Origin of the sequence: Mesorhizobium sp. YIM 152430 (assembly GCF_029210365.1) — a bacterium.
Taxonomy (GTDB): domain Bacteria; phylum Pseudomonadota; class Alphaproteobacteria; order Rhizobiales; family Rhizobiaceae; genus Aliihoeflea.
This window is the reverse complement of record NZ_JARGES010000046.1, coordinates 15,182-37,620: the sequence shown is the minus strand read 5'-3', so window position 1 is coordinate 37,620 and position 22,439 is coordinate 15,182. Positions and strand designations below refer to the sequence as shown.

Here is a 22,439-nt window from a genome sequence, read left to right as displayed (position 1 = left end):
GCAACGAGGCATCTTCACAAGTAAACAAATGTTTAGAGCGCAGCGAAGTGGAGCGCGGCGTCGAGTTCACTGAGCGGCTGTGCCTTTTCCATCACGGCGCGCGCCTCGGCCTCGTCGCGCTTCATCTGCCGGGTCAGCGCGTCGAGACCGTCGAATTTTTCCTCGCCGCGCAGTCGGGCGAAAAAGCCGACCCGGCAGGTCTCGCCGTAGAGGTCGCCGGAAAAGTCGAACAGGAATGTCTCGAGCAGGGGCGCGCCGTCCTCGGTGACGGTCGGCCGGCGGCCGAAGCTGGCGACCCCGTCATGCAACGATCCGCCCGCGCGCCGCATCCGCACGGCATAGATGCCATGGGCGAGATGGGTGTCCGGCGAAAGCATCATGTTCGCGGTGGGGTAGCGGAGCGTGCGTCCGAGCTTTTCTCCGCCGACGATTTCCGCTTCGACGGCAAAACGGTAGCCGAGTTGCCCGGCGGCCTCGGCCACCTCGCCCTCGGCGAGCAAATCGCGAATGCGGCTCGACGAGACGATCTCCGCTCCTTCGTCGCGAAAGGCATCGACCAGCGTGACGCCAAAGCCGTGGCGTCCGCCCGCCTCCATCAGGAAGGCCGGGCCGCCGGAGCGCGCCTTGCCGAAGTGGAAATCGAAGCCGGTCACCGCATGGGCGATGCCGAGCCGCTCGACGAGGATCGTGGCGACGAACTCTTCAGCCGTCAGACCGGCGAAATCGAGGTCGAATGTCTGTTCGACCATGCCGTCGAAGCCGCAGGCGTCCAGCAGCCGCGCCTTCATCGCCGAGGAGGTCAGGCGAAAGAGCGGAATATCGGGCCGGAAGAGCGTGCGCGGATGCGGATCGAAGGTCAGCACCAGCGCCGGCGCGCCGAGCCGCCGCGCCTCTTCCAGCGCCCGGTCGAGAACGGCGCGGTGGCCGCGATGAACGCCATCGAAATTGCCGATCGCCACCACTGCGCCGCGCAAGCGTTCAGGCAGCGCATCGCTTCCGCAGATGTGAGCGAAATCGCCGGCCATGCGCTCAACGAAGACGTGGGATGGAGGCCACGGGCGCATAGCCGTGACTGTCGAGAAAGGTCGCGAGCCGCGCCACGTCCGGCGCGCCGTCGGCATCGTATTCGCGGGCGTGGATGCCGGCGGTGACGAACAAAATGTCGATGTCGTTCGAAACCGCGCCCTTGACGTCGGTCAGGACGCCGTCGCCGATCGCCAGCACGTCGGCCGGCTTCACCTGCCGGCCGAGCGCATGGGTCGCGAGAATCAGCGCTGCGGCATAGATCGGCTGGTGCGGCTTGCCGGCGACGAAGGAGCGGCCGCCGAGCTGCGCATAGTCGCGGGCGAGCGCGCCGGCGCACCAGACAAGCTTGTCGCCGCGTTCCACCACGATGTCGGGATTGGCGCAGATGAAGGGCAGGTCGCGCGAGCGGAAACGACGCAGCATTTCCGCATAATCCTCGGGCGTCTCGGTGTCGTCGTCGAACATGCCGGTGCAGACGACACCCGACGCCTCCTGCTCCTCGACCAGTTCGACGTCGAGCCCGTCATAAAGCGACAGGTCGCGGTCGAGGCCGAGATGGAAGATGCGGCGCGGCCCTTCGGCGATCAGGTCCCGCGTCACGTCGCCGGAAGTGACCAGATAGTCCCAGCAGTCGCGCGGAACGCCGATCGCGGCGAGTTGGTCTTCCACATCGTCGCGCACGCGCGGAGAATTGGTGATGAGGATGACGATCTTGCCCTTCTGGCGCGCGCGCTTCAGCGCCGCGCAGGCATCGGGAAAGGGGTCGACGCCGTTATGGACCACGCCCCAGACGTCGCTCAGGATGACGGAATAGCCGTCCGCGAGGTCGTCCAGCGTGTCGATGAGGTTGGGCATTTCAGGCTCGTCGGCGCGATTGAGGGTCGATCCGCATCTAGACGAAGGCCGCGCCCGAGTCATCCCGTTTCGTCGCTGCGCCCGTCATCTTCGAGCGCGATCCCGTACCGCTCGACGAGTTCGGGCTGGATCAGCCGGGCGTGAAGGGCCAGCAGCAGAAGCTGCGCATCCATCCCTTCGCCCGCCTCCAGCGCCTTTTCCACCCGCGCCTCGACCGCTTGCAGCCGCGCATCGCCGTGAATGCCTTCGAATGCGTTGGCGCCCATCACGGCATATCCGAACATGTCGGCCACCACCGGGTAGGCTTCCGGCACCTCGTCGATGCCGTGGTCCTTCATCAGGTTGACGATGGTCATCTTGACGCCTTCGGGCACCAGCGCGGGATGAAGGTCGACGCCGCGCAGAGCCGCGTCGAGCTGGCGCAGGTCGTAGGAACGGCCGAACATTCCGAAAAAACCGAAGGAGGATCGTCTACGTGTGGCCAGCTTCTTGACTCCGGTTGGCGGCGGGCCTATCTCACCGGCCAGTTGGCACTCACCAGATGGGAGTGCTAACGAAGTCCGGTTCTCCGGACGGAGGGAACCCCTACCATCATCCGTATCGAGGATCAAAGTCACATGACACAGTCGACGTTCCGCCCGCTTCACGACCGCGTGGTTGTCCGCCGGGTCGATTCCGAGGAAAAGACCAAGGGCGGCATCATCATCCCGGACACCGCCAAGGAGAAGCCGCAGGAAGGCGAGATCATCGCCGTCGGCTCGGGCGCCCGCGACGAAGCCGGCAAGCTCGTTCCGCTGGACGTCAAGCAGGGCGACCGCGTGCTTTTCGGCAAGTGGTCCGGCACCGAAGTCAAGCTCAACGGCGAAGACCTTCTGATCATGAAGGAAGCCGACATCATGGGCATCATCGGCTGATCGCCGGCCCCGCCCACCCATCCACTCATTCAATGGACCATTAGGTCCGGGAGCAGAGACAAATGGCTGCAAAAGAAGTCAAGTTTTCCCGCGATGCCCGCGAGCGCATGTTGCGCGGCGTCGACATTCTCGCCAATGCGGTGAAGGTCACGCTGGGTCCGAAGGGCCGCAACGTCGTCATCGACAAGTCGTTCGGCGCGCCGCGCATCACCAAGGACGGCGTCACCGTCGCCAAGGAAATCGAACTGGAAGACAAGTTCGAGAACATGGGCGCCCAGATGGTGCGCGAAGTGGCCTCGAAGACCAACGACATCGCCGGCGACGGCACCACGACCGCGACGGTTCTCGCCCAGTCGATCGTCCAGGAAGGCGCCAAGGCCGTTGCCGCCGGCATGAACCCGATGGACCTGAAGCGCGGCATCGACCTCGCCGTCTCGGAAGTCGTCAAGAACCTCGTCGGCTCGGCTGCCAAGATCAACACCTCGGCTGAAGTCGCCCAGGTCGGCACCATCTCGGCCAATGGCGAGAAGGAGATCGGCGAGATGATCGCCGAGGCCATGCAGAAGGTCGGCAACGAAGGCGTCATCACCGTCGAGGAAGCCAAGACCGCCGAGACCGAACTCGAAGTCGTCGAAGGTATGCAGTTCGACCGCGGCTACCTGTCGCCCTATTTCGTGACCAACCCGGAAAAGATGGTCGCCGAGCTCGAGGACGCCTACATCCTCCTGCACGAGAAGAAGCTGTCGAACCTTCAGGCGCTGCTGCCAGTTCTCGAAGCCATCGTCCAGTCGTCCAAGCCCCTCGTCATCATCTCGGAAGACGTCGAAGGCGAGGCGCTTGCCACGCTCGTCGTCAACAAGCTGCGCGGTGGCCTCAAGATCGCTGCCGTCAAGGCGCCCGGCTTCGGTGACCGCCGCAAGGCCATGCTCGAGGACATCGCCGTCCTCACCGGCGGCCAGGTGATCTCTGAAGACCTCGGCATCAAGCTCGAGAATGTCGGCCTCGACATGCTCGGCCGCGCCAAGAAGGTGTCCATCACCAAGGAAAACACGACGATCGTCGACGGTGCCGGCCAGAAGTCGGAAATCGAAGGCCGCGTCGCGCAGATCAAGGCGCAGATCGAAGAGACCTCTTCGGACTACGACCGCGAGAAGTTGCAGGAGCGTCTTGCCAAGCTCGCAGGCGGCGTCGCCGTCATCCGCGTCGGCGGCTCGACGGAAGTCGAAGTCAAGGAGAAGAAGGACCGCGTCGACGACGCCCTCAACGCGACCCGCGCGGCCGTCGAGGAAGGCATCGTTCCGGGCGGCGGCACCGCTCTGCTCCGCGCCTCCAAGACGATCACCGCCAAGGGCGAGAACGCCGACCAGGAAGCCGGCATCAACATCGTGCGCCGCGCGTTGCAGGCTCCGGCCCGCCAGATCGCGACCAATGCCGGAGCGGAAGCCTCGATCGTCGCCGGCAAGATCTTCGACAACGGCTCGGAGACCTACGGCTACAACGCCCAGACCGGCGAATATGGCGACATGATCCAGATGGGCATCGTCGATCCGGTCAAGGTCGTGCGCACCGCGCTCCAGGACGCCGCTTCGGTGGCCGGCCTTCTCGTGACCACCGAGGCGATGATCGCCGAGGCTCCGAAGAAGGAAGCGGCCGGCGGTATGCCGGGTGGAATGCCCGGCGGCATGGGCGGCATGGGCGGCATGGACTTCTAGGAAGTCCAAAAAGCTCGCTGCAAAGCATCAGGAAAGGGCGTCCCTCGCGGGGCGCCCTTTTCGTTTTCGTGATCGCGCTTCTGCAACCAAAGGTCACAACCGGCGTTCATCTGGCGCCCGACAATTCGTCGGCGGTCCCAAGGAGATGACGATGGTGAACAAGGATCAGATCAAGGGTGCGGCCAAGCAGGCGGCCGGTGCCGTCAAGGAAGCTGCCGGCAAGGCGACGGGCTCGAAAGAGACCGAACTGAAAGGCAAGGCCCAGAAGACCGAAGGCAAGGTTCAAAAAGGCGTCGGCGACGTCAAGAACAAGATTTAGTCTCGGGACCACCTGAGCGAAATGCGGGCGGCTTCGGGCCGCCCTTTTTCTCCCGGCTCTTGCCAGCGACGGACCGGCAGGGCACCAAGCCCGCCATGATCCGCCACCGCTTTCATCGATGACCGGCGAACTCGCCGCCCTGTGGGGCCTCGCCGTCTCGGCCTTCACCTCCGCCACGCTTTTGCCCGGCACGTCGGAAGCCGTGCTCGCGGCCCTGTACGCCTCCCGCGCCGCCGATCCGCTCGCCCTCCTCTTCGTCGCCAGCCTCGCCAATACCGCCGGCTCCGCCGTCAACTGGCTCCTCGGACGCTTCGTGACCCGGTTCCGCAACCGAAGCTGGTTCCCCGCCTCGCCGGCCCAGATCGCGCGGGCCGAAAGCTGGTATGCGCGCTACGGCCTGTGGTCGCTGCTCCTCTCCTGGGTTCCCGTCATCGGCGATCCGCTGACCGTCGTCGCCGGCATCCTGCGCGTTCCCTTCGTGGCCTTCATCGTCATCGTCGGAATCGCCAAGACCGCGCGCTACGCCTTCGTCCTCGGCCTCGCCTCGTTCCTTTGAACTCGCCCGCCGATGCCCCATATGCCAACCAGTTCAGGGAGCACCGCATGACGAACATCCGCACCGAGACCGACACGTTCGGCCCGATCGACGTGCCCGCAGACCGCTACTGGGGCGCGCAGACGCAGCGCTCCATCGAGAATTTCCGCATCGGCACCGAGAAGATGCCCCTGCCGCTCGTCCACGCGCTCGGCCTCGTCAAGCGCGCGGCGGCCGACACGAATCTTGCCCTCGGCATTCTCGACGCGGAACGCGCGGGCAGGATCGTCGAGGCCGCCCAGGAAGTCGTCGACGGCAGGCTCGACGACAATTTCCCGCTCGTCGTCTGGCAGACCGGCTCGGGCACCCAGTCCAACATGAACGCCAACGAGGTGATCGCCAATCGCGCCATCGAACTGATGGGCGGACAGATGGGTTCCAAGACGCCCATCCATCCCAACGACCACGTCAATATGAGCCAGTCGTCCAACGACACGTTTCCGACCGCGATCCACATCGCCATCGTGCGCGAGGCCCATGCAACGCTCCTGCCCGGCCTCGACCATTTGATCGCCGCCTTGCAGGAAAAGGCCGCCGCCTTTTCCGACATCATCAAGATCGGCCGCACCCATACGCAGGACGCGACGCCGCTCACCCTCGGCCAGGAATTTTCCGGCTACGTCGCCGCCCTCGTCACCGGGCGCCGCCGCATCGTCGAGAGCCTGCACGACGTTCACGCGCTGGCGCAGGGCGGCACCGCCGTCGGCACCGGCCTCAATTCCCCCGCCGGCTTCGACCAGGGTTTTGCCGCCCGCGTGGCGGAACTCACCGGCCTGCCCTTCCGCACGGCGGAGAACAAGTTCGAGGCGCTGGCGAGCCACGGCGCGGCCGTCCATTTCCATGGCGCGCTTTCCGCGCTCGCCGCAGACCTTTTCAAGATCGCCAACGACATCCGCTTCCTCGGCTCCGGCCCGCGCTCCGGCCTCGGCGAACTCCTTTTGCCCGAAAACGAGCCCGGCTCGTCGATCATGCCCGGCAAGGTCAACCCGACCCAGGCCGAGGCGCTGACCATGGTCGCGACGCAGATCATGGGCAACCAGACCATCGTCACGATGGCCGCCAGCCAGGGCCATTTCGAGCTCAACGTCTTCAAGCCCGTCATCGCCAACGCCGTCCTGCAATCCGTTCGCCTCGCCGGCGATTCGATGCGCTCCTTCGCCGACAACTGCATCGCCGGCATCGAGGCCAACGAGGAACGCATTTCCGAACTCGTCCAGCAATCGCTGATGCTGGTGACCGCGCTCGCGCCCACGATCGGCTACGACAATGCCGCCAAGATCGCCAAGACCGCGCACAGGAACGGCTCGACCCTGCGCGAGGAAGCCATCGCCAGCGGCCATGTCAGCGCCGAGGACTATGATCGCATCGTCCGGCCGGAGAACATGATTCATCCGGGGTGAGTGCAGATGGGAAGATTCTCTCGAAGAGCCCCCTGTGAACACCATAGCCCACATCGTTCACCAATACTGAACGCAGCGTCGCGCACCAGACATCTCGCGCAATCACCTCACCACGAGTAAATACCGGCGATCAATCCTCCTCCCAGGGAATCATACCGCCATGTCCAACGACGCCGTTCTTCTCGTCGCCCGCATCCTTCTGGTTGCGCTCTTCCTCATTTCCGGTTTCGGAATGCTCACCGCGCCGGGCGGCTTTGCCGGCTATATGGGCTCGCTCGGCCTGCCCGCGCCGATGCTGATCACCTGGCTCATCATCGCGCTCAAGGTTCTCGGCGGCATCGCCATCATCGTCGGCTTCAAGACGCGCTACGTCGCCTATGCCTTCGCGCTCTTCTGCGTCGCCACCGCCCTTCTCGGCCACATGGATTTCGCCGACCAGAACCAGTTCAACAACTTCTTCAAGAACCTCGCCATGGCCGGCGGCTTCCTCGCCCTTTCGGTCTCGGGCCCCGGCTCGGTCTCCGTCGCCGCCCGCGCGTAAGCTACAGCGATCTCCAGTCGACAAAGGCGGGCTCCGGCCCGCCTTTTTTGCGTCACCCCGCCGCTGCCGTCGTTTCCTCGCCCCCTCCGGGGGAGAGGTGGCTCGGGCGAAGCCCGAGACGGAGAGGGGGAGCGCCGCCGCCCGCTGTTGGCCCCCGACACTTGCCGCCCTCGTTCCTATCGGTTACGACACGGCGCGCCCGTTCCGGGCGCATTTCCAATCATCGCAGGCGGATTTTCGACATGAGCAGCAAGGCGGAAAAAATGAAGGCGCGGCTTCCGCGGGGCTTCGTCGACCGCCATGCCGACGACATCCGCGCCGTCGACGCCATGACCGCGAAAATCCGCGAGGTCTACGAGCTCTACGGCTTCGATCCGGTCGAGCAGCCGATGATTGAATACACCGACGCGCTCGGCAAGTTCCTGCCCGACCAGGACCGGCCGAACGAGGGCGTCTTCTCCTTCCAGGACGATGACGAACAGTGGCTGTCGCTGCGCTACGACCTCACCGCCCCCCTCGCCCGCTTCGTCGCCGAAAACTTCGAGCGCCTGCCCAAGCCCTACCGCTCCTACCGCTCCGGCTGGGTCTTCCGCAACGAAAAGCCCGGCCCGGGACGGTTCCGGCAGTTCATGCAGTTCGACGCGGATATCGTCGGCACCCCCGGCGTCGCGGCGGATGCCGAGATGGCGATGATGATGGCGGACACGCTCGAAGCCGTCGGCATCAAGCGCGGGGATTACGTGATCCGATATAGCGATAGACGGATTTGGGACGGGTTGCTAGAGACGATTGGGCTTTCATCAGAACGAAATGCCGGCCGTAGACTTACGGTCCTCCGTGCTATCGATAAACTTGATCGTCTCGGCCTAGAAGGCGTTGAAGAACTGCTCGGAAGTGGTCGAAAGGACCCAAGTGGCGACTTCACCGTGGGCGCTGGACTCAAGGACGAACAGCTCTCGGCGGTAATGAGTCTCCTCCATGGCAGCGAAATGGACAGGATGGCCTATGTCGATAAAGTCGCTTTTCACGGCGAAGGTGGGAAGCCTCCATTCCATTTCAAATTGGCTTACAGCGATGATTCCGTTTTTATGAATAATTTGCGCGCGATACGGGATAGATTCTCAATCAACGAGACATTTTCCGAAGGGCTTCGAAGCATTGAAGATATCGAGTACCTCGTAAGAGCTAATGGGTACGCCGCTAATAGAATTCGCATCGATGGAACAGTCGTCCGCGGCCTCGAATACTACACCGGCCCGGTCTACGAAGCCGAACTCACCTTCGACGTCACCAATGAAGACGGCCAGGTCGTTCGCTTCGGCTCTGTCGCCGGCGGTGGGCGCTACGACGGGCTCGTCTCGCGCTTTCGCGGCGAGCCGGTGCCGGCAACGGGCTTTTCCATCGGCGTCTCGCGCCTCGTCACGGCACTGAAGAACCTCGGCAAGCTCGATGCCGCCGACGTCCTCGCGCCCGTCGTCGTCCTCGTCATGGACAAGGACACCGAATCCCTCGGCCGCTATCAGAAGATGGTCGCAGACCTGCGTGCGGCGGGCATCCGCTCCGAAATGTATCTCGGCGGCGCGGGCATGAAGGCGCAGATGAAATATGCCGACCGGCGCGGCGCGCCCTGCGTCGTCATCCAGGGCGGCGACGAGCGCGCGGCGGGCGAAGTGCAGATCAAGGACCTGATCGCCGGCGCCAAGGCCGCCGAAGGCATCACCGACAACACCGAATGGCGCGAAAGCCGCCCGGCTCAGTTCTCCGTGAGGGAGAGCGGGCTGGTGGAGGCGGTGCGCAAGGTGCTCGACGCCCAGAAGGCGGATCGGGGTTGACCTCCCGCATCCCCCAGATCGCCGACGACATCCGCGCCATCTTCGCCGCGCGCGGGGCGGGCATGGTCGACGTCGCGATCCTGCAACCGGCCGACCCCTTCCTCGACATGGCCGGCGAGGACTTGCGCCGCCGCATTTTCCTCACCGAGAACGAGACCGGTGCCGCACTTTGCCTGCGGCCCGAATTCACCATTCCCGTCTGCATCGACCACATCGCGTCGAAGGCCGGAACGCCGCGCCGCTATGCCTATCTCGGCGAGGTGTTTCGCCAGCGCCGCGAGGGCGGCAGCGAGTTCTTCCAGGCCGGCATCGAGGATCTGGGCGAGACCGATATCGCGCGCGCCGACGCCCGCTCGATCGCCGACGCGCACGCGCTTCTGGCTGGCGTCCTGCCCGACGCCGAACTGACCATCACAATCGGCGACCAGCGCATCTTCGAGGCAGTGCTGGCCGCGCTCGGCCTGCCGCGCGGCTGGCAGAAGCGCCTCGCCCGCGCCTTCGGTTCGAAGGACATGATGAACGCAGCGCTCGACGACCTCGCCAATCCGTCGCGCAAGCTGACCCTCGACGAGCCCGTCGCCTCGCTCGTCGCCGAGGGGGACCGCGACGCGCTGGCGGCTCACGTCGCCGGACTGATGGCCGAAACCGGACTTGCCGAGAGCGCCGGTCGCACGTCCACCGAGATCGCCAACCGACTGATCGAAAAGGCCGAACTGCGCTCCGTGCGCCTCTCCGACGAAGCGCTCGGCGCGCTCAAGACCTTCCTCGCCATCCACGCGCCGCTGCGCCAGGCCGGCAATGCGCTGCGCGATTTCGCCGGCGATGCCGGCATTTCGCTCGGCGCCGCGCTCGACATCTTCTCCGCCCGCTCCCGTTCGATTTCCGAACTCGGCCTGGCCGAGGATGCGATCCACTATGATGCCGGATTCGGCCGCCCGCTCGACTACTATACCGGCCTCGTCTACGAAATTTCCACTGGTGGCCGCGACCGGCCGCTCGCCGGAGGCGGCCGCTACGACCGGCTCTTGACCTTGCTCGGCGCGAAGTCGCCGATTCCGGGCGTAGGGTTCTCCGTCTGGCTCGACCGGATCGAAGCCTTGAAGGGAGAGGCATGATGACCGTCACGCTCGCGCTTCCCTCCAAGGGCCGGCTCAAGGACGCCGCGCTCGAAAAACTCGCCGCCGCCAACCTCAAGGTCGCGACACCGGATGACGAGCGCCGCTACCGCGCCCGTATCGACGGGCGGGACGACATCGAGGTCGCGTTTCTCTCCGCGTCGGAGATTTCGCGCGAGCTCGCGCAAGGCTCCATCGACCTTGGCATTACCGGCGAAGACCTTGTTTGCGAAGGGGTTTCCGACTGGCAGGATCGAGCGGCAATCGGCGCGCGGCTGGGCTTCGGGCGGGCAGATGTCGTGGTCGCGGTGCCCGATGCCTGGCTGGACGTCGAGACGATGGCGGATCTCGAGGACGTCGCGGCCGAATTTCGCCAGCGCCATGGGCGGCGGCTGCGGATCGCCACCAAATACTGGCGGCTGACGCAGCAATTCTTCTCGCGCACCCACGGCATCCAGGTCTACCGGATCGTCGAGAGCCTGGGGGCCACCGAAGGCGCGCCGGCGGCGGGATCGGCCGACATCATCGTCGACATCACCACCACCGGATCGACGCTGAAAGCCAATCATCTCAAGGTGTTGGCCGATGGCGTCATCCTGAAATCCGAAGCCTGCCTGTTCTCTTCGATCAAGGACCGCACCGCCTCGGATCAGGTCGTCGTCGACGAGATCGTGGCCGCCGTCGCCGCCCTATAGGGACGGCAGGACGAGGCAGGCGCGCAGGCCGCCGGAGGGCGAGGCGGCCAGTTCCAGCGAGCCGCCGTAAAGCTCGGCGATGTCGCGGACGATGGACAGGCCGAGTCCCGAACCGATCGGCCGCTCGTCGAGACGAATGCCGCGCCCGAGCGCCTGCTCTCGCTCATGCGGTTCGAGACCCGGCCCGTCATCGTCGATGCAAATCAGGATATCCCCGTTCACTTTTTTCGCGCTGATTTCGACCCCGCTGACGGCATATTTGCAGGAATTATCGATGAGATTGCCCAAAATCTCCTCCAGATCCTGACTGTCTCCGGCGAATTTCAGGCCATTTTCGGCCGAAACCGGCAGGTCGAGATTCTTATCCGCATAGATGCGGCTCATCGCCAGCGTCAGGTCGCCGATCACCGGCTCGACCTCGGTCGAAACACCGGCAATGTTGCGGCTCGCCGCCGAACGGGCGCGCCGCAGATGATGAGCGACGAGGCGTTCCATCGTGCGCACGCAATCGGCGGCGACATCCGCGTCGGGCCGGCCGGCGATGTCGTTGGCGAGAACGGCAAGCGGCGTCTTCAGGCCATGGGCGAGGTTGCCGACATGGTTGCGGGCGCGCTCCACGACGGCGCGGTTGTGTTCGAGGAGCGAATTGGTTTCCGTCACCATCGGCTGGAGTTCGACATGCTCGGCGTCCGGCAGGCGCTGGGCGCGGCCCTCGCGAATGTCCGCGATCTGGCGGCGCAGCGCATCGAGCGGGCGAAGGCCGAAGAAGATCTGCAACAGCACGGCGAGGATCAGCCCGACGCCGAGGACGGCGAGCGAAACCGCGAGCGGCGGGACGATGTCGCCCAGCGCATTTTCGATCTCGGCTTCCGGGCCGGCGACGATGACGCGCAGATTGACGCCGCCGCCGGGCGCCGTGAAATCGCGGTAGAGGGCGTGCAGCAGCTTGCCGCGCGGACCATCCAGGCCCTCGATATGGCCCGTCCCGCCGACCTCGCCGACGCTCGTGCCCAGATCGGCATCCCAGAGCGAGGCGCTTTTCAGGAGCACCGCGTCCGCGCTGGCGATCTGCCAGTACCAGCCGGAATAGAGCTGCTGGTATTGCGGCTCGGACACCATCGCGCCCGGCTGCAACGTCCCGGCCTGATCGAACGAAACGGCGCTCATGATGGAGAGGATCTGCGCGTTCAGCCGCTCGTCGAAATTGCGTTCGACGAAATCGCGCAACAGCGATGCGATGATCATGCCGGCGACGAGCAGTGCGCCTGCGATCCAGATGGAAGCCCCCGCCAGAAGGCGCAGTCGAAGCGACTTACGCACGTTCGGTTTCGCTTTCGCTGGAGGCGGACAGGACATAGCCGCGGCCGCGCATGGTGCGGATCATGTCGGTTCCGATCTTGCGCCGCAGACGGCCGATGATGACTTCCATCGAGTTGAAGTCGCGGTCCGTGTCGCGATCATAGACATGTTCGGACAATTCGGTGCGCGAGATGGCGCGGTCCTGATGATGGATCATGTAGGACAGGATCTGCGCCTCGAAGGCGGTCAGCTTCAACGGCAGACCGTCCAGGGTGAAGGAGGTGGTCTGGGTATCGTATTCAAGCGCACCGCAGGCGATGATCGACTGGGCGTGGCCGGCGGCGCGGCGGATCAGGCTGCGGGCGCGCACGATCACCTCCTCCATGCGGAACGGCTTGACGACGTAATCGTCAGCACCGGCGCGGAAGCCCGAAACCTTCTCGGCCCATTCGTCGCGCGCCGTCAGGATCAGGACCGGCGTCGTGACACCCTGCCCGCGCCAGGATTGCAGGATCGAGATGCCGTCCTTCGAGGGCAGGCCGAGATCGAGGACGACCACGTCGAAGGGCTCGGTCGCACCCAGATGCTCGATATCGATGCCGTCATGCGCCACCGTGGGCACGAAGCCGGCTTCGCGAAACGCGGCATCGAGTTGCTGGCTGAGTCTGGCGTCGTCTTCGGCAAGGAGCGCTTTCATCGAACGAAATTCCTATTGTTGATCAGGGACGGGCTTTTGCGCGTCGACGAGACCGCGTCCATCGACCTCGATGAAGGCCGCCGTATACGCATCGACCCTGATCCGCAGGACATTGCCTGCCGGCGTTATGAGCCGGAGCTCATAGTAAAGATCGGGACTGTTCCCCGCCACGACTTCGGCTGCGACGACCTCGCCGAAATACCGCTCGCCGACGGCTGCGATAATGTCCGGCAAAGGCAGGACTTCGTCGCGCCCCTGCGCAAAGGCAGGGACGGCGAGCATGAATGCGAGGATCAGTGCGATCAGCGCAGATTTCGTCTTTCCGAAGTCCATGAGGCATCTCTTATAGATATCGATTGAACCGAAGTTGAACCGCGCCGTTTGGCTGGCATTCAAACTTGATCGTCCACTATGATTGCCAGACGCACAGATCGAAACAAGGAGACGAGGATGAGGCACAAGAGCACGTTCGTTTCGGCCGCACTCATCGCCGCCTTGATCGCCGCCGCGCCGGCGTCGGCACAGACGGCGATCGGCGACCTCAACGCCAGCCGGGAAATCACGATCGAAGGTCGCGTCACCGACGTGTTCGGCAACAAGTTCGTCCTGGAGGACGATTCGGGCCGCGTGCTGGTGGAGACCGGTCCGGCCTGGTGGCGAAGCACGGAAGTTTCGGTCGACGAAAATCTGACCGTGATCGGCGAGCCCGGCGCCTCGCGCACATTCGATGCCTTCAAAATACGACATGGCGACGGACGCGAGATCGTCATCCGCGAGCCCAACATGCCGCCGCCCTGGGCTGGTCAAGAATCGCGTGAGGGTCGAGCCGTCGACGACGACACCGATCGCCGCCTCCAACGCCGGGCAGATACAGACGACCAGCGCCAGATCGACGCGGCCCTGTCCAGGGGCATCGACCTGAAGAAAATCACCGAGGATGCCGGCTATGTGTTCGGCTACGATGTCGACCGCAAGAAGAACCACTACGAGGTCGAAGCCTACAGCGCCGACGGCGTCGAGGTCGAACTGCATATCGACTTCACCGGAAACATCCGCCGCATCGCCATGGACGATCCGACCTACGATCAGGCCGGATTGCGGCAGATCGTCGAGAATGCCGGCTATCAATGGCGCGGGGATGTCGACCGCAAGAAGAAGCACTACGAAGTCGAGGCGGTGAACAGGTACGGCGAGCGCGTCGAGCTTCACGTCGATTATTCCGGCGAAATCTACAAGGAAAAATGGGACTGACCCATTCGCCGACACCTATCGGTACCGGCCGGGCGACACTGACCGATGCCCTTCGATCGTCCTCAGACTCTCCAGGGGGGCGAAACCCTGAGCAGGGGCACAGGGGAAAAAGGCGGGCCGACGCAGCCCGCCTTTTTTCGCGTCCGCTATCCGGGAAGGTCTGCAAGCGGATTGACGAAAGCGATGCCCAAGGGCCGGAAATGGCGCTCGTTGGCCGTCAACACGACCATGCCGTGAACCGACGCGGTCGCCGCAATCGCAACGTCCTCAAAGCCCGGCGCGGCACCCGCCGACTGTGCGATATCGAGCAGACGGCCGATTTCGCCTGCCACGACGAGATCGACGGGCAGGATGCGCGACGACCAAAAATGCGAGAGTTCCCGCCACCAATCGTCGAGCATGGCTGCCTTGCGCGTCGCGCCCTGCCGTCTCGCCCTGGCAATTCCGTCGAGAATTTCCGCGACGGTGACGACCGACAGATACAGCGCATCGCCATGCGCCTCGATCCAAGCTGCAAGCGCCTCGTCATCACCAGTGCGATGGCGGGTCGGGGAGACGCGACTGACGATGTTGGTGTCGATAAGGTAGAGCGTCAAAACGGATCGTCACCGAACGCGCGGGCGGGCTTGCGTTCGATTGTCGGCAGGTCGTAGTCCTCGAGCGGCGAATTCGTCAGAAACCAGCCCAGCGACGGAACGTGCCGAAGACGCTCATAGTCCTGATAGGAAAGGATGACCGCCTCCCGCCGGCCATGGCGGGTGATGATCGCCGGTTCACCGGCGACGACCTCATCGAGCACATGCGACAAGGTCGCCTTGGCCTGGCGCAATTGAATTTCCTTCATGCACGAGGCTCCTGAATCTGTAACTACAGTAGTCATTTTATCATTCGGGCGCGGTACGTCAAACCCGAAGGTGCGCCCAGACCGGCCGATAGCCAGCGCGCAGGGTGGCCATGGTCGAGGGCGGGGTGATTACGGCTGCCGGCGCGTTGGGTTCGCACGTCTCGACATAGCCGTCGAAGGTCCAGCGCAGCCAACGGCCTTTTCGGCGGACGAGCGCGTCGCCGTCCACCTCGATCATCGCCGCGTCGGGCAGATCATCAGGCCGGAGCGCGACCGGCGCGCCGCGGGCCGACAGGCGGCGCTCGGCATGGAGCTTTTCGTCCATCTGCGGCGCGGAGACCGACGACAGGCCATTGCCAGCGGCAAAGGCGGACTGGAAGGCGCGGGCATCGTTGCGGCGGCAGAAGAAGCAGGGGCGATGGCCGGCAGCGAGCGCGGTCACCTCGTCGACGAAGAAGAGTTCCGTCCAGCCCGCGCCGCCATTCGGCCCGTTGCGGCCCCAGACCTCCCGTCGCCTGTCCTTCCAGTCGCAGGTGCAGACGATCCAGGCCCGTGTCGTCCAGCGCCGGCCGGCAAGGCGCCTGGTTTCGGGCTCGTGCAGGATGCCGCGATTGCCGGTGAACAGGCCGCGCACCGGAACGGCATGGAGGGCGCCGAACGGGTCGACACGATTTTGCAGCGGCATTTCGATCCCTTGGCAGAGCTTTGCGGCGCATGGTACCCGCCGGAAAGAAATCGGCAAATCGGGCAGGCAGGCAGATGCGCGTACTCGTCATCCGGAATTTCGACGGCACCGGGCTCGGTCAGTTGCGCACCGCTCTCGACGAGGCCGGCGCAATGATCGACATGCGCGCACTGCATCACGGCGACGCGCTGCCGGATCAGGTCGACGGTCACGACGCGCTGGTCGTTCTTGGCGGCGGCCAGAGCGCGCTCGCCGACGACGACTATCCTTACCTGCCGAATCTCGTCGATTTCATCCGCGACTTCACCGCCAGCGGCCGGGCGGTGCTCGGCGTCTGCCTCGGGGCACAGCTTCTGGCCCGTGCGCATGGCGCGCAGAACCTGATCGGCGGAGCACGCGAATTCGGCTGGCATGAGGTGACGCTGACGCCGGAAGGCAAGGAGGACCCGGTGCTGGGTGCCCTGCCCGGCCGCTTTGCGATCTTCCAATGGCACGACGACCACTACATGCTGCCGCGCGGCGCATCGCGCCTTGCCGGAAACCTCGTCGCGCACAACCAGGCCTTCCGCATCGGCACGCGCGCCTATGGCATCCAGTTCCATTTCGAGGCGGACCGGGCGCTCGTCGCCGAATGGAGCGAGCGATTCGCCGGATGGATCGCCGAACGCGAGCCCGATTGGGGCAGCCGCCACAAAGTGGAGGCCGATCGCTTCGGTCCGGCCGCCGATGCAGCCGGGCTGACGCTCGCCAGGGCCTGGGTTTCAACGATTGCGCGCCGGTGAGTTGCAGAAATGCAACTGACGATAAATAGGCGTGGCAAAGCCTTGGACCGTCTGGCTTTCGCCCGATTGGACGCCTAGATCACGGTCGGATCAGACGGAAATTCCGCCCAAACGCGCTCTTTTCGAAACCGCCGCGAAGGAAATCGCGGGGAACGAAATCTGGCGTCGCGGATTCTGCTGATGAAACCGATTTGTAACGGACCCCGTTGTAAGAGTTGCAGGACACAACCGAGATGAACCCCGTGCGCACCACCTTGATCACCCTCTCCATGCTTTCAGCAATCGTGTTCTGGGGCGCCGGCATCTACACGGCCGACGCAGCCGGAGACTTCGTCGTCGTCGACGGCTACGGCGTTGTCGCCGAGTAAGGATTTCGCGCCTGAGCGGCCTGCCGGTTCCCGGCAAATCCCGTCCTAGCCAACCACTTCCAGAAACCGCTTGTCGCGACCCTCGATCGCCAGCGCCGTCAACCGGCCGCTGGCGAAAGCATATGTGTCGAGATTGACGCGGTTGACCCGAATTTCCGGCTCGTGATGCGGCGTGTGGCCGTGGACGATGAGCCTGGGATGCAAGCCTGGATAATCATGGAATTCGCGCCTGATCCAGATCAGGTCATGCGGGTCCTGGGCATCGAGCGGCACGCCGGGCCGAATGCCGGCATGGCAGAAGAAGAAATCGCCAAAGCCTGCTGACAGCTTGAGATCGTTCAGAAAGGCGACATGTTCGCGCGGCACGGCCGCCAGGAGTGCGTCGCGGCTGCGGCGGATGGCGGCGTCGCCCGAATAATCGATCTCGACACCATAGGACCGCGCGGTCGTCTCGCCTTCGAAGCCGGCGAATTGCCGCCATGTGGCGGCATCGGCCAGGAATTCGGCGAGAACCTTGTCGTGATTGCCTAAAAGCGCGACGTGGCGGGGGTTTGCGGCGACGCGGCGGGCGATCATGTCGATCGCGCCGGCACTGTCGGGACCGCGGTCGATATAGTCGCCCAGATAGACGACCCGCCAGTCGCCCGGCCTGTCGCGAACGATCTCGCCCTCGATCAGGGCCAGCATCCGCCCAAGCAGATCGGCGCGGCCATGGACGTCGCCGATGGCGTAAAGGCGCATCCCCTCCGGGGCTGCCGCGTCCTCATAGCGGACGCCCGCCGCCATTTCAGCGCCGTCCCGCTCCGGTGCCGAAGGGATCGTGCGGCGCGTAGAGCAGATCCTTCGACACGTCCTTGATGTCGCGCTTGCCGCACAGCGCCAGCGTCGTGTCGAGCTCCTTGCGGATGATGTCGAGCGCGAGGGCGACGCCTTTCTTGCCGCCGGCTCCGAGACCGTAGAGGAAGGGGCGGCCGATATAGACGCCCTTTGCGCCCAGGCACAGCGCCTTCAGCACGTCCTGGCCGGAGCGGATGCCGCCGTCCAGATGCACCTCGATCCGGTCGCCGACCGCATCGACGATGTCGGACAGGACCGAAATCGAGGACGGCGCCCCGTCGAGCTGGCGGCCGCCATGATTCGAGACGATGATGGCGTCCGCGCCCGTGCGCGTGGCCATTTCTGCATCCTCGGGATCGAGAATGCCCTTGATGATCAGCTTGCCGCCCCAGCGGTCCTTGATCCAGGCGACATCGTCCCAGGACAGGCGCGGGTCGAACTGTTCATGCGTCCATTTGGCCAGCGAGGACAGATCGTCCGCGCCCTTGGCGTGGCCGGCGATGTTGCGGAAGGTGCGCCGCTTCGTTCCGAGCATCTGCAACGCCCATTGCGGCCGCGTGGCGACCTGCCAGACATGTTTGGGCGTGAATTTGGGCGGCGTCGACAGGCCGTTGCGCAGATCCTTGTGGCGCTGGCCGAGGATCTGGAGATCGGCGGTCAGGACAAGCGCCGAACAGCCGGCGGCCTTGGCCCGGTCGATCAGGTTGAACACGAAATCGCGGTCGCGCATGACGTAGAGCTGGAACCAGAAGGGCCGGCTCGTCGCCTCGGCCACATCCTCGATCGAACAGATGCTCATGGTGGACAGGGTGAAGGGCACGCCGGCCTCTTCGGCGGCCTGTGCGGCGAGAATCTCGCCGTCTGCGTGCTGCATCCCGGTCAGGCCGGTCGGCGCCAGCGCCACCGGCATCGCCACCTTCTCGCCGATCATCGTGCTTTCGAGCGAGCGGTTGGTCATGTCGACCAGAACCCGCTGGCGCAGCTTGATCCTGGCGAAATCCTCCTCGTTGGCGCGGTAGCTGCCTTCCGTCCACGAGCCCGAATCCGCATAATCGAAGAACATCTTCGGGACACGCCGACGCGCGCGCCGCTTCAGATCGTCGATGGTGAGTATCGCGCCCATGCCTTGTCTCGCTCCCTTTGCATCGTGCCGGTCCCGACATAGCAGGAAGGCGGGTTGCCTAGGAAGGCCATTCTCGACGGCTCGCCTTTTGCAGCGCGGACGCTCGACCCGGGCGCGTCTTGCTGTATGAATGGAAGAGTTTTGGAGGACGAAGCTTCATGTCAGGACCCGTCATGCCGACGCCCGACCGGGCGACCATGTCGCGCCGCGCCGAGATCGTCGCCGACATGCGCATCATCGTGCCGGGCGAAGGCGTGGTGGATGCCGAACACGCCATGCGCGCCTTCGAGAGCGACGGGCTGACCGCCTATCGGCAATTGCCGCTGGTCGTGGTTCTGCCGGAGACGACGGCGCAGGTTTCGCGCATCCTGAAATATTGCAGCGAGCGCAACATCCGCGTCGTGCCGCGCGGCTCGGGCACCTCGCTTTCGGGCGGCGCGCTGCCGCTGGAAGACGCCGTGCTGCTCGTCATGAGCCGGTTCAACCGCATCCTCGACATCGACTTTCCAAACCGCACGGTGACCGCGCAGCCGGGCGTGACCAATCTCGGCATCACCAGAGCCGTCGAGGATGAAGGGTTCTACTACGCGCCCGACCCCTCCTCGCAGATCGCCTGCTCGATCGGCGGCAATGTCGCGGAGAATTCCGGCGGCGTGCATTGCCTGAAATACGGGCTGACGGCGAACAATGTGCTCGGCCTCGAAATGGTGCTGATCGACGGCGAGGTGATCCGGCTCGGCGGCAAGCATCTCGACGCGGAGGGCTACGACCTCATCGGCCTGATGACGGGCTCGGAAGGGCTGCTCGGCGTCGTGACCGAAGTGACGGTGCGCATCTTGCAAAAGCCGGAAGCGGCGCGGGCGATGCTGGTCGGCTTTCCCTCCTCCGAACAGGCGGGACAGTGCGTTGCCGACATCATCGGCGCGGGCATCATTCCAGGCGGCATGGAGATGATGGACCGGCCGGCGATCCACGCCGCCGAAGCCTTCGTTCATGCCGGCTACCCGCTCGACGTCGAGGCGCTTTTGATCGTCGAACTCGATGGGCCTGTGGCCGAAATCGACCACCTGATCGGCGCGGTGGAGCGGCTGGCGGCGCAGAACGGCGCGACGACGAGCCGGGTTTCGACATCGGGCGCCGAGCGCGCGACCTTCTGGGCAGGGCGCAAGGCGGCATTTCCGGCAGTGGGACGCATTTCGCCGGACTATTACTGCATGGACGGGACCATCCCGCGCAAGGAACTGCCGACCGTGCTGGCGCGGATGCGGGAACTGTCGGTGAAATACGGACTGGAAGTCGCCAATGTCTTCCATGCGGGCGACGGCAACCTCCACCCGCTGATCCTCTACGACGCCAACAAGCCGGGCGAACTCGACCGCGCCGAAGCGTTCGGCTCGGACATATTGCGGCTGTGCGTCGAGGTCGGCGGCGTGCTGACCGGGGAGCATGGCGTGGGCGTCGAGAAGCGCGACCTGATGCCGGAAATGTTCACCGACATCGACCTCAACCAGCAGATCCGGGTGAAATGCGCGTTCGACCCGGAACATCTCCTAAACCCCGGAAAGGTGTTTCCACAACTGCACCGATGCGCGGAAATGGGCCGGATGCATATCAGTCGCGGACAGGTGGCGTTTCCGGACATTCCGAGGTTTTGATGGGGCGGGATTTACAGGATGAGCGGTCCTCGACTGCCCGCCGCGCGCCGGCGGCGATTGCCCGCGCGCGGGATTTGCGTCGCGGCGACAATATTGCCGAGGCCGTTCTCTGGACCGAACTGAAGGCAAAGAAGCTTGGCGGGCATAAGTTCATACGCCAGATGCCATGCGGGCCGTATTTCGCCGATTTTGCCTGCCGAAATGCCAGACTGATCGTTGAGGTCGACGGCAGCCAGCATGTGGATTCCAACTATGACAGACGGCGAGATCGGTTCATGCGGGCGGAAGGGTACGCGGTGCTGCGGTTGTGGAACGTGGATGTGCTGAAGCATCGGGCTAGCGTGTGCGAAACGATACTGGCGGCGGTCGAGGGGCGACTTGGGGAAATGGACAATCACGAAGTTCGGTACGTGCAGGCGGTGCGGAGGTGAGTTCCGCTGGATCGAAATGGATTGATGTCGTGGGTTTCGGGAAGGTCACGGCCCCCTCTCCGTCTCGGGCTTCGCCCGAGCCACCTCTCCCCCGCAAAGCGAGGGCGAGGAAAGCTGCCGTGATGCCGGCGCTACTCCAGCTTGGGTTTCCTCGCCCCCTTCGGGGGAGAGGTGGCTCGGGCGAAGCCCGAGACGGAGAGGGGGCGGCGCTTCGGCTACCGAATGAGGCGGGGGTTTGCTCATGACCACCTTCACCCCCTCCTCCGCAGCCGAAACGCTCGATGTCGTGCAATGGGCGATTTCCGAAGAGGCGCCGCTGGAAATCATCGGACATGGATCGAAACGCGGGATCGGGCGGCCGGCGCAGGCGGAGCATGGGATCGATCTTTCGGGGCTGACGGGCGTGACGCTCTACGAGCCGGAGGAACTGGTGCTTTCGGCGCGGGCGGGGACGCCGATCGGCGAGGTCGAGGCGCTGTTGAAAGAACACCGGCAGGAGTTCGCGTTCGAGCCGATGGATTACGGGCCGCTGCTCGGCAACGAGCCCGGCCGGGGGACGGTGGGCGGGGCGCTGGCGGCGAACCTTTCGGGGCCGCGGCGGCTGAAATCGGGCGCGGCGCGGGATCATGTTCTGGGCGTCCATGCGGTTTCGGGGCGCGGCGAGGCGTTCAAGTCCGGCGGGCGGGTGGTCAAGAACGTGACCGGCTACGACCTTTCCAAGGGGCTGGCGGGTTCGTGGGGCACGCTGGCCGTCGTCACGGACCTCACCTTCAAGGTGCTGCCGGCGGCCGAGACAGAAAAGACCTTCGTCATTCGCGGGCTCGATGACGGGCCGGCGGCGTTCGCCATGGCGGCGGGTATGGGATCGAGCGCAGAGGTGTCGTCGGCCGCGCATCTGCCGCCGAACGTGACCGGGCGAGTGCTGGACGGGGGGCTGAAGGGGCCGGCTTCGACGCTTCTACGCCTCGAAGGCTTCGGGCCGTCGGTCGAGTATCGGCTTGCGACGCTGACGGGTCTGCTTGCCCCGCAGGGCAGGATCGAGATTCTGGACGAGGCGCAGTCGCGTCAGGTGTGGCGGGAAATCCGCGATTGCCTGCCCTATGCCGACGGCACGGACCGCCCAGTCTGGCGGATTTCGATGGCGCCGAGCCAGGGGTGGAAGATGGTCGCCGAATTGCGGCTCCATGCCGGTGCGGACGTCTTTTACGACTGGCAGGGCGGGCTGATCTGGGCGCGGATGGAGGCAGAGCCGGAGGCCGAGGGGCTGCGCGCCCTGATCGCGCATTTCGGCGGCGGCCATGCGACGCTGGTGCGCGCGAGCGGGCCGGTGCGCGCGGGGAGCCAAGTGTTCCATCCGCAGGCGGGGGCGCTGGACGCTTTGGCGCGGCGGCTGAAGGACCAGTTCGATCCGAAGGGGATATTGAACCCCGGCAGGATGGGATAACATGCGGCTTTTCAGGAGC

26 protein-coding genes are annotated in these 22,439 nt (G+C 64.9%); 15 read left to right on the top strand and 11 right to left on the bottom strand.

Translation table 11 applies throughout. From position 1 onward, the window contains the following. Positions 1–32 precede the first annotated feature (32 nt). Genes PZ895_RS15320 through PZ895_RS15310 form a run of 3 tightly spaced genes read right to left on the bottom strand, consistent with a single transcriptional unit; the run spans position 33 to position 2,327 of the window. Positions 33–1,025 (bottom strand): bifunctional riboflavin kinase/FAD synthetase, encoded by a 993-nt coding sequence (locus PZ895_RS15320; RefSeq protein ID WP_275839868.1) that lies wholly within the window; start codon positions 1,023–1,025, stop codon positions 33–35. 4 nt (positions 1,026–1,029) lie between these two features. Next, positions 1,030–1,881, bottom strand: a complete 852-nt coding sequence (locus PZ895_RS15315; protein ID WP_275839867.1) for a TIGR01459 family HAD-type hydrolase — start codon at positions 1,879–1,881, stop codon at positions 1,030–1,032. Positions 1,882–1,940: 59 nt separating this feature from the next. Beyond that, positions 1,941–2,327, bottom strand: a complete 387-nt coding sequence (locus PZ895_RS15310; protein WP_275839866.1) for a hypothetical protein — start codon at positions 2,325–2,327, stop codon at positions 1,941–1,943. Positions 2,328–2,498: 171 nt separating this feature from the next. Here PZ895_RS15310 and groES point away from each other — a divergent pair, with 171 nt between their 5' ends. The 9 genes from groES (at position 2,499) to hisG (ending at position 11,004) form a co-directional block, all read left to right on the top strand. Further along, positions 2,499–2,795, top strand: coding sequence for a co-chaperone GroES (gene groES / locus PZ895_RS15305; protein WP_275839865.1), 297 nt, complete (start codon positions 2,499–2,501; stop codon positions 2,793–2,795). Between the two features lie 62 nt (positions 2,796–2,857). Then, the gene (groL, locus tag PZ895_RS15300) at positions 2,858–4,507 is read left to right on the top strand and encodes a chaperonin GroEL (RefSeq protein WP_275839864.1); all 1,650 of its coding nucleotides are present in this window, start codon (positions 2,858–2,860) and stop codon (positions 4,505–4,507) included. 151 nt (positions 4,508–4,658) lie between these two features. Then, a complete protein-coding gene (locus PZ895_RS15295; RefSeq protein WP_275839863.1) occupies positions 4,659–4,826 on the top strand; it encodes a CsbD family protein in 168 nt (55 codons plus the stop codon). A 118-nt stretch (positions 4,827–4,944) separates the two neighbouring features. After that, complete coding sequence (locus tag PZ895_RS15290; protein WP_275839862.1) at positions 4,945–5,382, top strand: YqaA family protein; 438 nt, start codon at positions 4,945–4,947, stop codon at positions 5,380–5,382. 47 nt (positions 5,383–5,429) lie between these two features. Then, positions 5,430–6,821, top strand: a complete 1,392-nt coding sequence (gene fumC / locus PZ895_RS15285; RefSeq protein ID WP_275839861.1) for a class II fumarate hydratase — start codon at positions 5,430–5,432, stop codon at positions 6,819–6,821. A 160-nt stretch (positions 6,822–6,981) separates the two neighbouring features. Beyond that, complete coding sequence (locus PZ895_RS15280) at positions 6,982–7,362, top strand: DoxX family protein (RefSeq protein WP_024588978.1); 381 nt, start codon at positions 6,982–6,984, stop codon at positions 7,360–7,362. Positions 7,363–7,604: 242 nt separating this feature from the next. Next, positions 7,605–9,194: a histidine--tRNA ligase gene (gene hisS / locus PZ895_RS15275; RefSeq protein ID WP_275839860.1), complete on the top strand. Its 1,590-nt coding sequence runs from the start codon at positions 7,605–7,607 to the stop codon at positions 9,192–9,194. Then, complete coding sequence (locus PZ895_RS15270; RefSeq protein ID WP_275839859.1) at positions 9,191–10,309, top strand: ATP phosphoribosyltransferase regulatory subunit; 1,119 nt, start codon at positions 9,191–9,193, stop codon at positions 10,307–10,309. Before hisS ends, PZ895_RS15270 begins: the two co-directional genes overlap by 4 nt. After that, complete coding sequence (gene hisG, locus PZ895_RS15265; RefSeq protein ID WP_275840075.1) at positions 10,309–11,004, top strand: ATP phosphoribosyltransferase; 696 nt, start codon at positions 10,309–10,311, stop codon at positions 11,002–11,004. Before PZ895_RS15270 ends, hisG begins: the two co-directional genes overlap by 1 nt. On the opposite strand, the gene PZ895_RS15260 is transcribed toward hisG, so the two are convergent. The 3 genes from PZ895_RS15260 to PZ895_RS15250 are packed head-to-tail and all read right to left on the bottom strand — an operon-like array spanning position 10,999 to position 13,333. Beyond that, a complete protein-coding gene (locus PZ895_RS15260; protein WP_275839858.1) occupies positions 10,999–12,324 on the bottom strand; it encodes an ATP-binding protein in 1,326 nt (441 codons plus the stop codon). The two genes, hisG and PZ895_RS15260, sit on opposite strands and share 6 nt — an antisense overlap. Continuing rightward, entirely contained in the window at positions 12,317–13,000 is a 684-nt protein-coding gene (locus PZ895_RS15255; RefSeq protein WP_275839857.1) for a response regulator transcription factor, read from the bottom strand. Before PZ895_RS15255 ends, PZ895_RS15260 begins: the two co-directional genes overlap by 8 nt. 12 nt (positions 13,001–13,012) lie before the next feature. Then, positions 13,013–13,333, bottom strand: a complete 321-nt coding sequence (locus PZ895_RS15250) for a hypothetical protein (RefSeq protein ID WP_275839856.1) — start codon at positions 13,331–13,333, stop codon at positions 13,013–13,015. A gap of 117 nt (positions 13,334–13,450) precedes the next feature. On the opposite strand from PZ895_RS15250, the gene PZ895_RS15245 reads away from it, so the two are divergent. Next, on the top strand, positions 13,451–14,251 hold the full coding sequence (locus tag PZ895_RS15245) for a hypothetical protein (protein ID WP_275839855.1): 801 nt from the start codon (positions 13,451–13,453) through the stop codon (positions 14,249–14,251). 146 nt (positions 14,252–14,397) lie between these two features. Here the strand turns inward: PZ895_RS15245 and PZ895_RS15240 are convergent, their stop codons facing one another. The 3 genes from PZ895_RS15240 to PZ895_RS15230 are packed head-to-tail and all read right to left on the bottom strand — an operon-like array spanning position 14,398 to position 15,780. After that, the gene (locus PZ895_RS15240) at positions 14,398–14,847 is read right to left on the bottom strand and encodes a PIN domain-containing protein (RefSeq protein WP_275839854.1); all 450 of its coding nucleotides are present in this window, start codon (positions 14,845–14,847) and stop codon (positions 14,398–14,400) included. Further along, positions 14,844–15,095 carry a type II toxin-antitoxin system Phd/YefM family antitoxin gene (locus tag PZ895_RS15235; protein WP_275839853.1) on the bottom strand — a complete coding sequence of 84 codons (252 nt, stop codon included), beginning with the start codon at positions 15,093–15,095 and terminating at the stop codon, positions 14,844–14,846. The genes PZ895_RS15240 and PZ895_RS15235 overlap by 4 nt, the downstream gene beginning before the upstream one ends. A 58-nt stretch (positions 15,096–15,153) precedes the next feature. Beyond that, the gene (locus PZ895_RS15230) at positions 15,154–15,780 is read right to left on the bottom strand and encodes a hypothetical protein (protein WP_275839852.1); all 627 of its coding nucleotides are present in this window, start codon (positions 15,778–15,780) and stop codon (positions 15,154–15,156) included. Positions 15,781–15,854: 74 nt separating this feature from the next. Here PZ895_RS15230 and PZ895_RS15225 point away from each other — a divergent pair, with 74 nt between their 5' ends. Continuing rightward, entirely contained in the window at positions 15,855–16,562 is a 708-nt protein-coding gene (locus tag PZ895_RS15225; protein WP_275839851.1) for a type 1 glutamine amidotransferase, read from the top strand. Positions 16,563–16,795: 233 nt separating this feature from the next. Next, positions 16,796–16,930, top strand: a complete 135-nt coding sequence (locus PZ895_RS15220; RefSeq protein WP_275839850.1) for a hypothetical protein — start codon at positions 16,796–16,798, stop codon at positions 16,928–16,930. Between the two features lie 45 nt (positions 16,931–16,975). Here the strand turns inward: PZ895_RS15220 and PZ895_RS15215 are convergent, their stop codons facing one another. Both PZ895_RS15215 and PZ895_RS15210 read right to left on the bottom strand, forming a co-directional pair. Further along, a complete protein-coding gene (locus PZ895_RS15215; RefSeq protein ID WP_275839849.1) occupies positions 16,976–17,716 on the bottom strand; it encodes a metallophosphoesterase in 741 nt (246 codons plus the stop codon). A gap of 1 nt (position 17,717) precedes the next feature. After that, the gene (locus PZ895_RS15210; RefSeq protein WP_275839848.1) at positions 17,718–18,890 is read right to left on the bottom strand and encodes an alpha-hydroxy acid oxidase; all 1,173 of its coding nucleotides are present in this window, start codon (positions 18,888–18,890) and stop codon (positions 17,718–17,720) included. Positions 18,891–19,048: 158 nt separating this feature from the next. On the opposite strand from PZ895_RS15210, the gene PZ895_RS15205 reads away from it, so the two are divergent. The 3 genes from PZ895_RS15205 to PZ895_RS15195 all read left to right on the top strand — a co-directional run bounded on the left by PZ895_RS15205 (position 19,049) and on the right by PZ895_RS15195 (position 22,420). After that, entirely contained in the window at positions 19,049–20,545 is a 1,497-nt protein-coding gene (locus PZ895_RS15205) for an FAD-linked oxidase C-terminal domain-containing protein (protein ID WP_275839847.1), read from the top strand. Beyond that, positions 20,545–20,976 (top strand): DUF559 domain-containing protein, encoded by a 432-nt coding sequence (locus PZ895_RS15200; RefSeq protein ID WP_275839846.1) that lies wholly within the window; start codon positions 20,545–20,547, stop codon positions 20,974–20,976. The genes PZ895_RS15205 and PZ895_RS15200 overlap by 1 nt, the downstream gene beginning before the upstream one ends. 241 nt (positions 20,977–21,217) lie before the next feature. Continuing rightward, complete coding sequence (locus tag PZ895_RS15195) at positions 21,218–22,420, top strand: FAD-binding protein (RefSeq protein WP_275839845.1); 1,203 nt, start codon at positions 21,218–21,220, stop codon at positions 22,418–22,420. Positions 22,421–22,439 lie beyond the last annotated feature (19 nt).

Coding starts and splice junctions, on each gene's coding strand:
- PZ895_RS15200 (WP_275839846.1), top strand. CDS start 20,545: ATGGGGCGGGATTTACAGGATGAGCGGTCCTCGACTGCCCGCCGCGCG.
- PZ895_RS15315 (WP_275839867.1), bottom strand. CDS start 1,881: ATGCCCAACCTCATCGACACGCTGGACGACCTCGCGGACGGCTATTCC.
- PZ895_RS15295 (WP_275839863.1), top strand. CDS start 4,659: ATGGTGAACAAGGATCAGATCAAGGGTGCGGCCAAGCAGGCGGCCGGT.
- PZ895_RS15320 (WP_275839868.1), bottom strand. CDS start 1,025: ATGGCCGGCGATTTCGCTCACATCTGCGGAAGCGATGCGCTGCCTGAA.
- groES (WP_275839865.1), top strand. CDS start 2,499: ATGACACAGTCGACGTTCCGCCCGCTTCACGACCGCGTGGTTGTCCGC.
- PZ895_RS15290 (WP_275839862.1), top strand. CDS start 4,945: ATGACCGGCGAACTCGCCGCCCTGTGGGGCCTCGCCGTCTCGGCCTTC.
- fumC (WP_275839861.1), top strand. CDS start 5,430: ATGACGAACATCCGCACCGAGACCGACACGTTCGGCCCGATCGACGTG.
- PZ895_RS15310 (WP_275839866.1), bottom strand. CDS start 2,327: ATGTTCGGCCGTTCCTACGACCTGCGCCAGCTCGACGCGGCTCTGCGC.
- PZ895_RS15210 (WP_275839848.1), bottom strand. CDS start 18,890: ATGGGCGCGATACTCACCATCGACGATCTGAAGCGGCGCGCGCGTCGG.
- PZ895_RS15215 (WP_275839849.1), bottom strand. CDS start 17,716: ATGGCGGCGGGCGTCCGCTATGAGGACGCGGCAGCCCCGGAGGGGATG.
- PZ895_RS15235 (WP_275839853.1), bottom strand. CDS start 15,095: ATGAAGGAAATTCAATTGCGCCAGGCCAAGGCGACCTTGTCGCATGTG.
- PZ895_RS15220 (WP_275839850.1), top strand. CDS start 16,796: ATGAACCCCGTGCGCACCACCTTGATCACCCTCTCCATGCTTTCAGCA.
- PZ895_RS15205 (WP_275839847.1), top strand. CDS start 19,049: ATGTCAGGACCCGTCATGCCGACGCCCGACCGGGCGACCATGTCGCGC.
- PZ895_RS15245 (WP_275839855.1), top strand. CDS start 13,451: ATGAGGCACAAGAGCACGTTCGTTTCGGCCGCACTCATCGCCGCCTTG.
- PZ895_RS15255 (WP_275839857.1), bottom strand. CDS start 13,000: ATGAAAGCGCTCCTTGCCGAAGACGACGCCAGACTCAGCCAGCAACTC.
- PZ895_RS15250 (WP_275839856.1), bottom strand. CDS start 13,333: ATGGACTTCGGAAAGACGAAATCTGCGCTGATCGCACTGATCCTCGCA.
- PZ895_RS15195 (WP_275839845.1), top strand. CDS start 21,218: ATGACCACCTTCACCCCCTCCTCCGCAGCCGAAACGCTCGATGTCGTG.
- PZ895_RS15230 (WP_275839852.1), bottom strand. CDS start 15,780: ATGCCGCTGCAAAATCGTGTCGACCCGTTCGGCGCCCTCCATGCCGTT.
- PZ895_RS15280 (WP_024588978.1), top strand. CDS start 6,982: ATGTCCAACGACGCCGTTCTTCTCGTCGCCCGCATCCTTCTGGTTGCG.
- PZ895_RS15225 (WP_275839851.1), top strand. CDS start 15,855: ATGCGCGTACTCGTCATCCGGAATTTCGACGGCACCGGGCTCGGTCAG.
- hisS (WP_275839860.1), top strand. CDS start 7,605: ATGAGCAGCAAGGCGGAAAAAATGAAGGCGCGGCTTCCGCGGGGCTTC.
- groL (WP_275839864.1), top strand. CDS start 2,858: ATGGCTGCAAAAGAAGTCAAGTTTTCCCGCGATGCCCGCGAGCGCATG.
- hisG (WP_275840075.1), top strand. CDS start 10,309: ATGACCGTCACGCTCGCGCTTCCCTCCAAGGGCCGGCTCAAGGACGCC.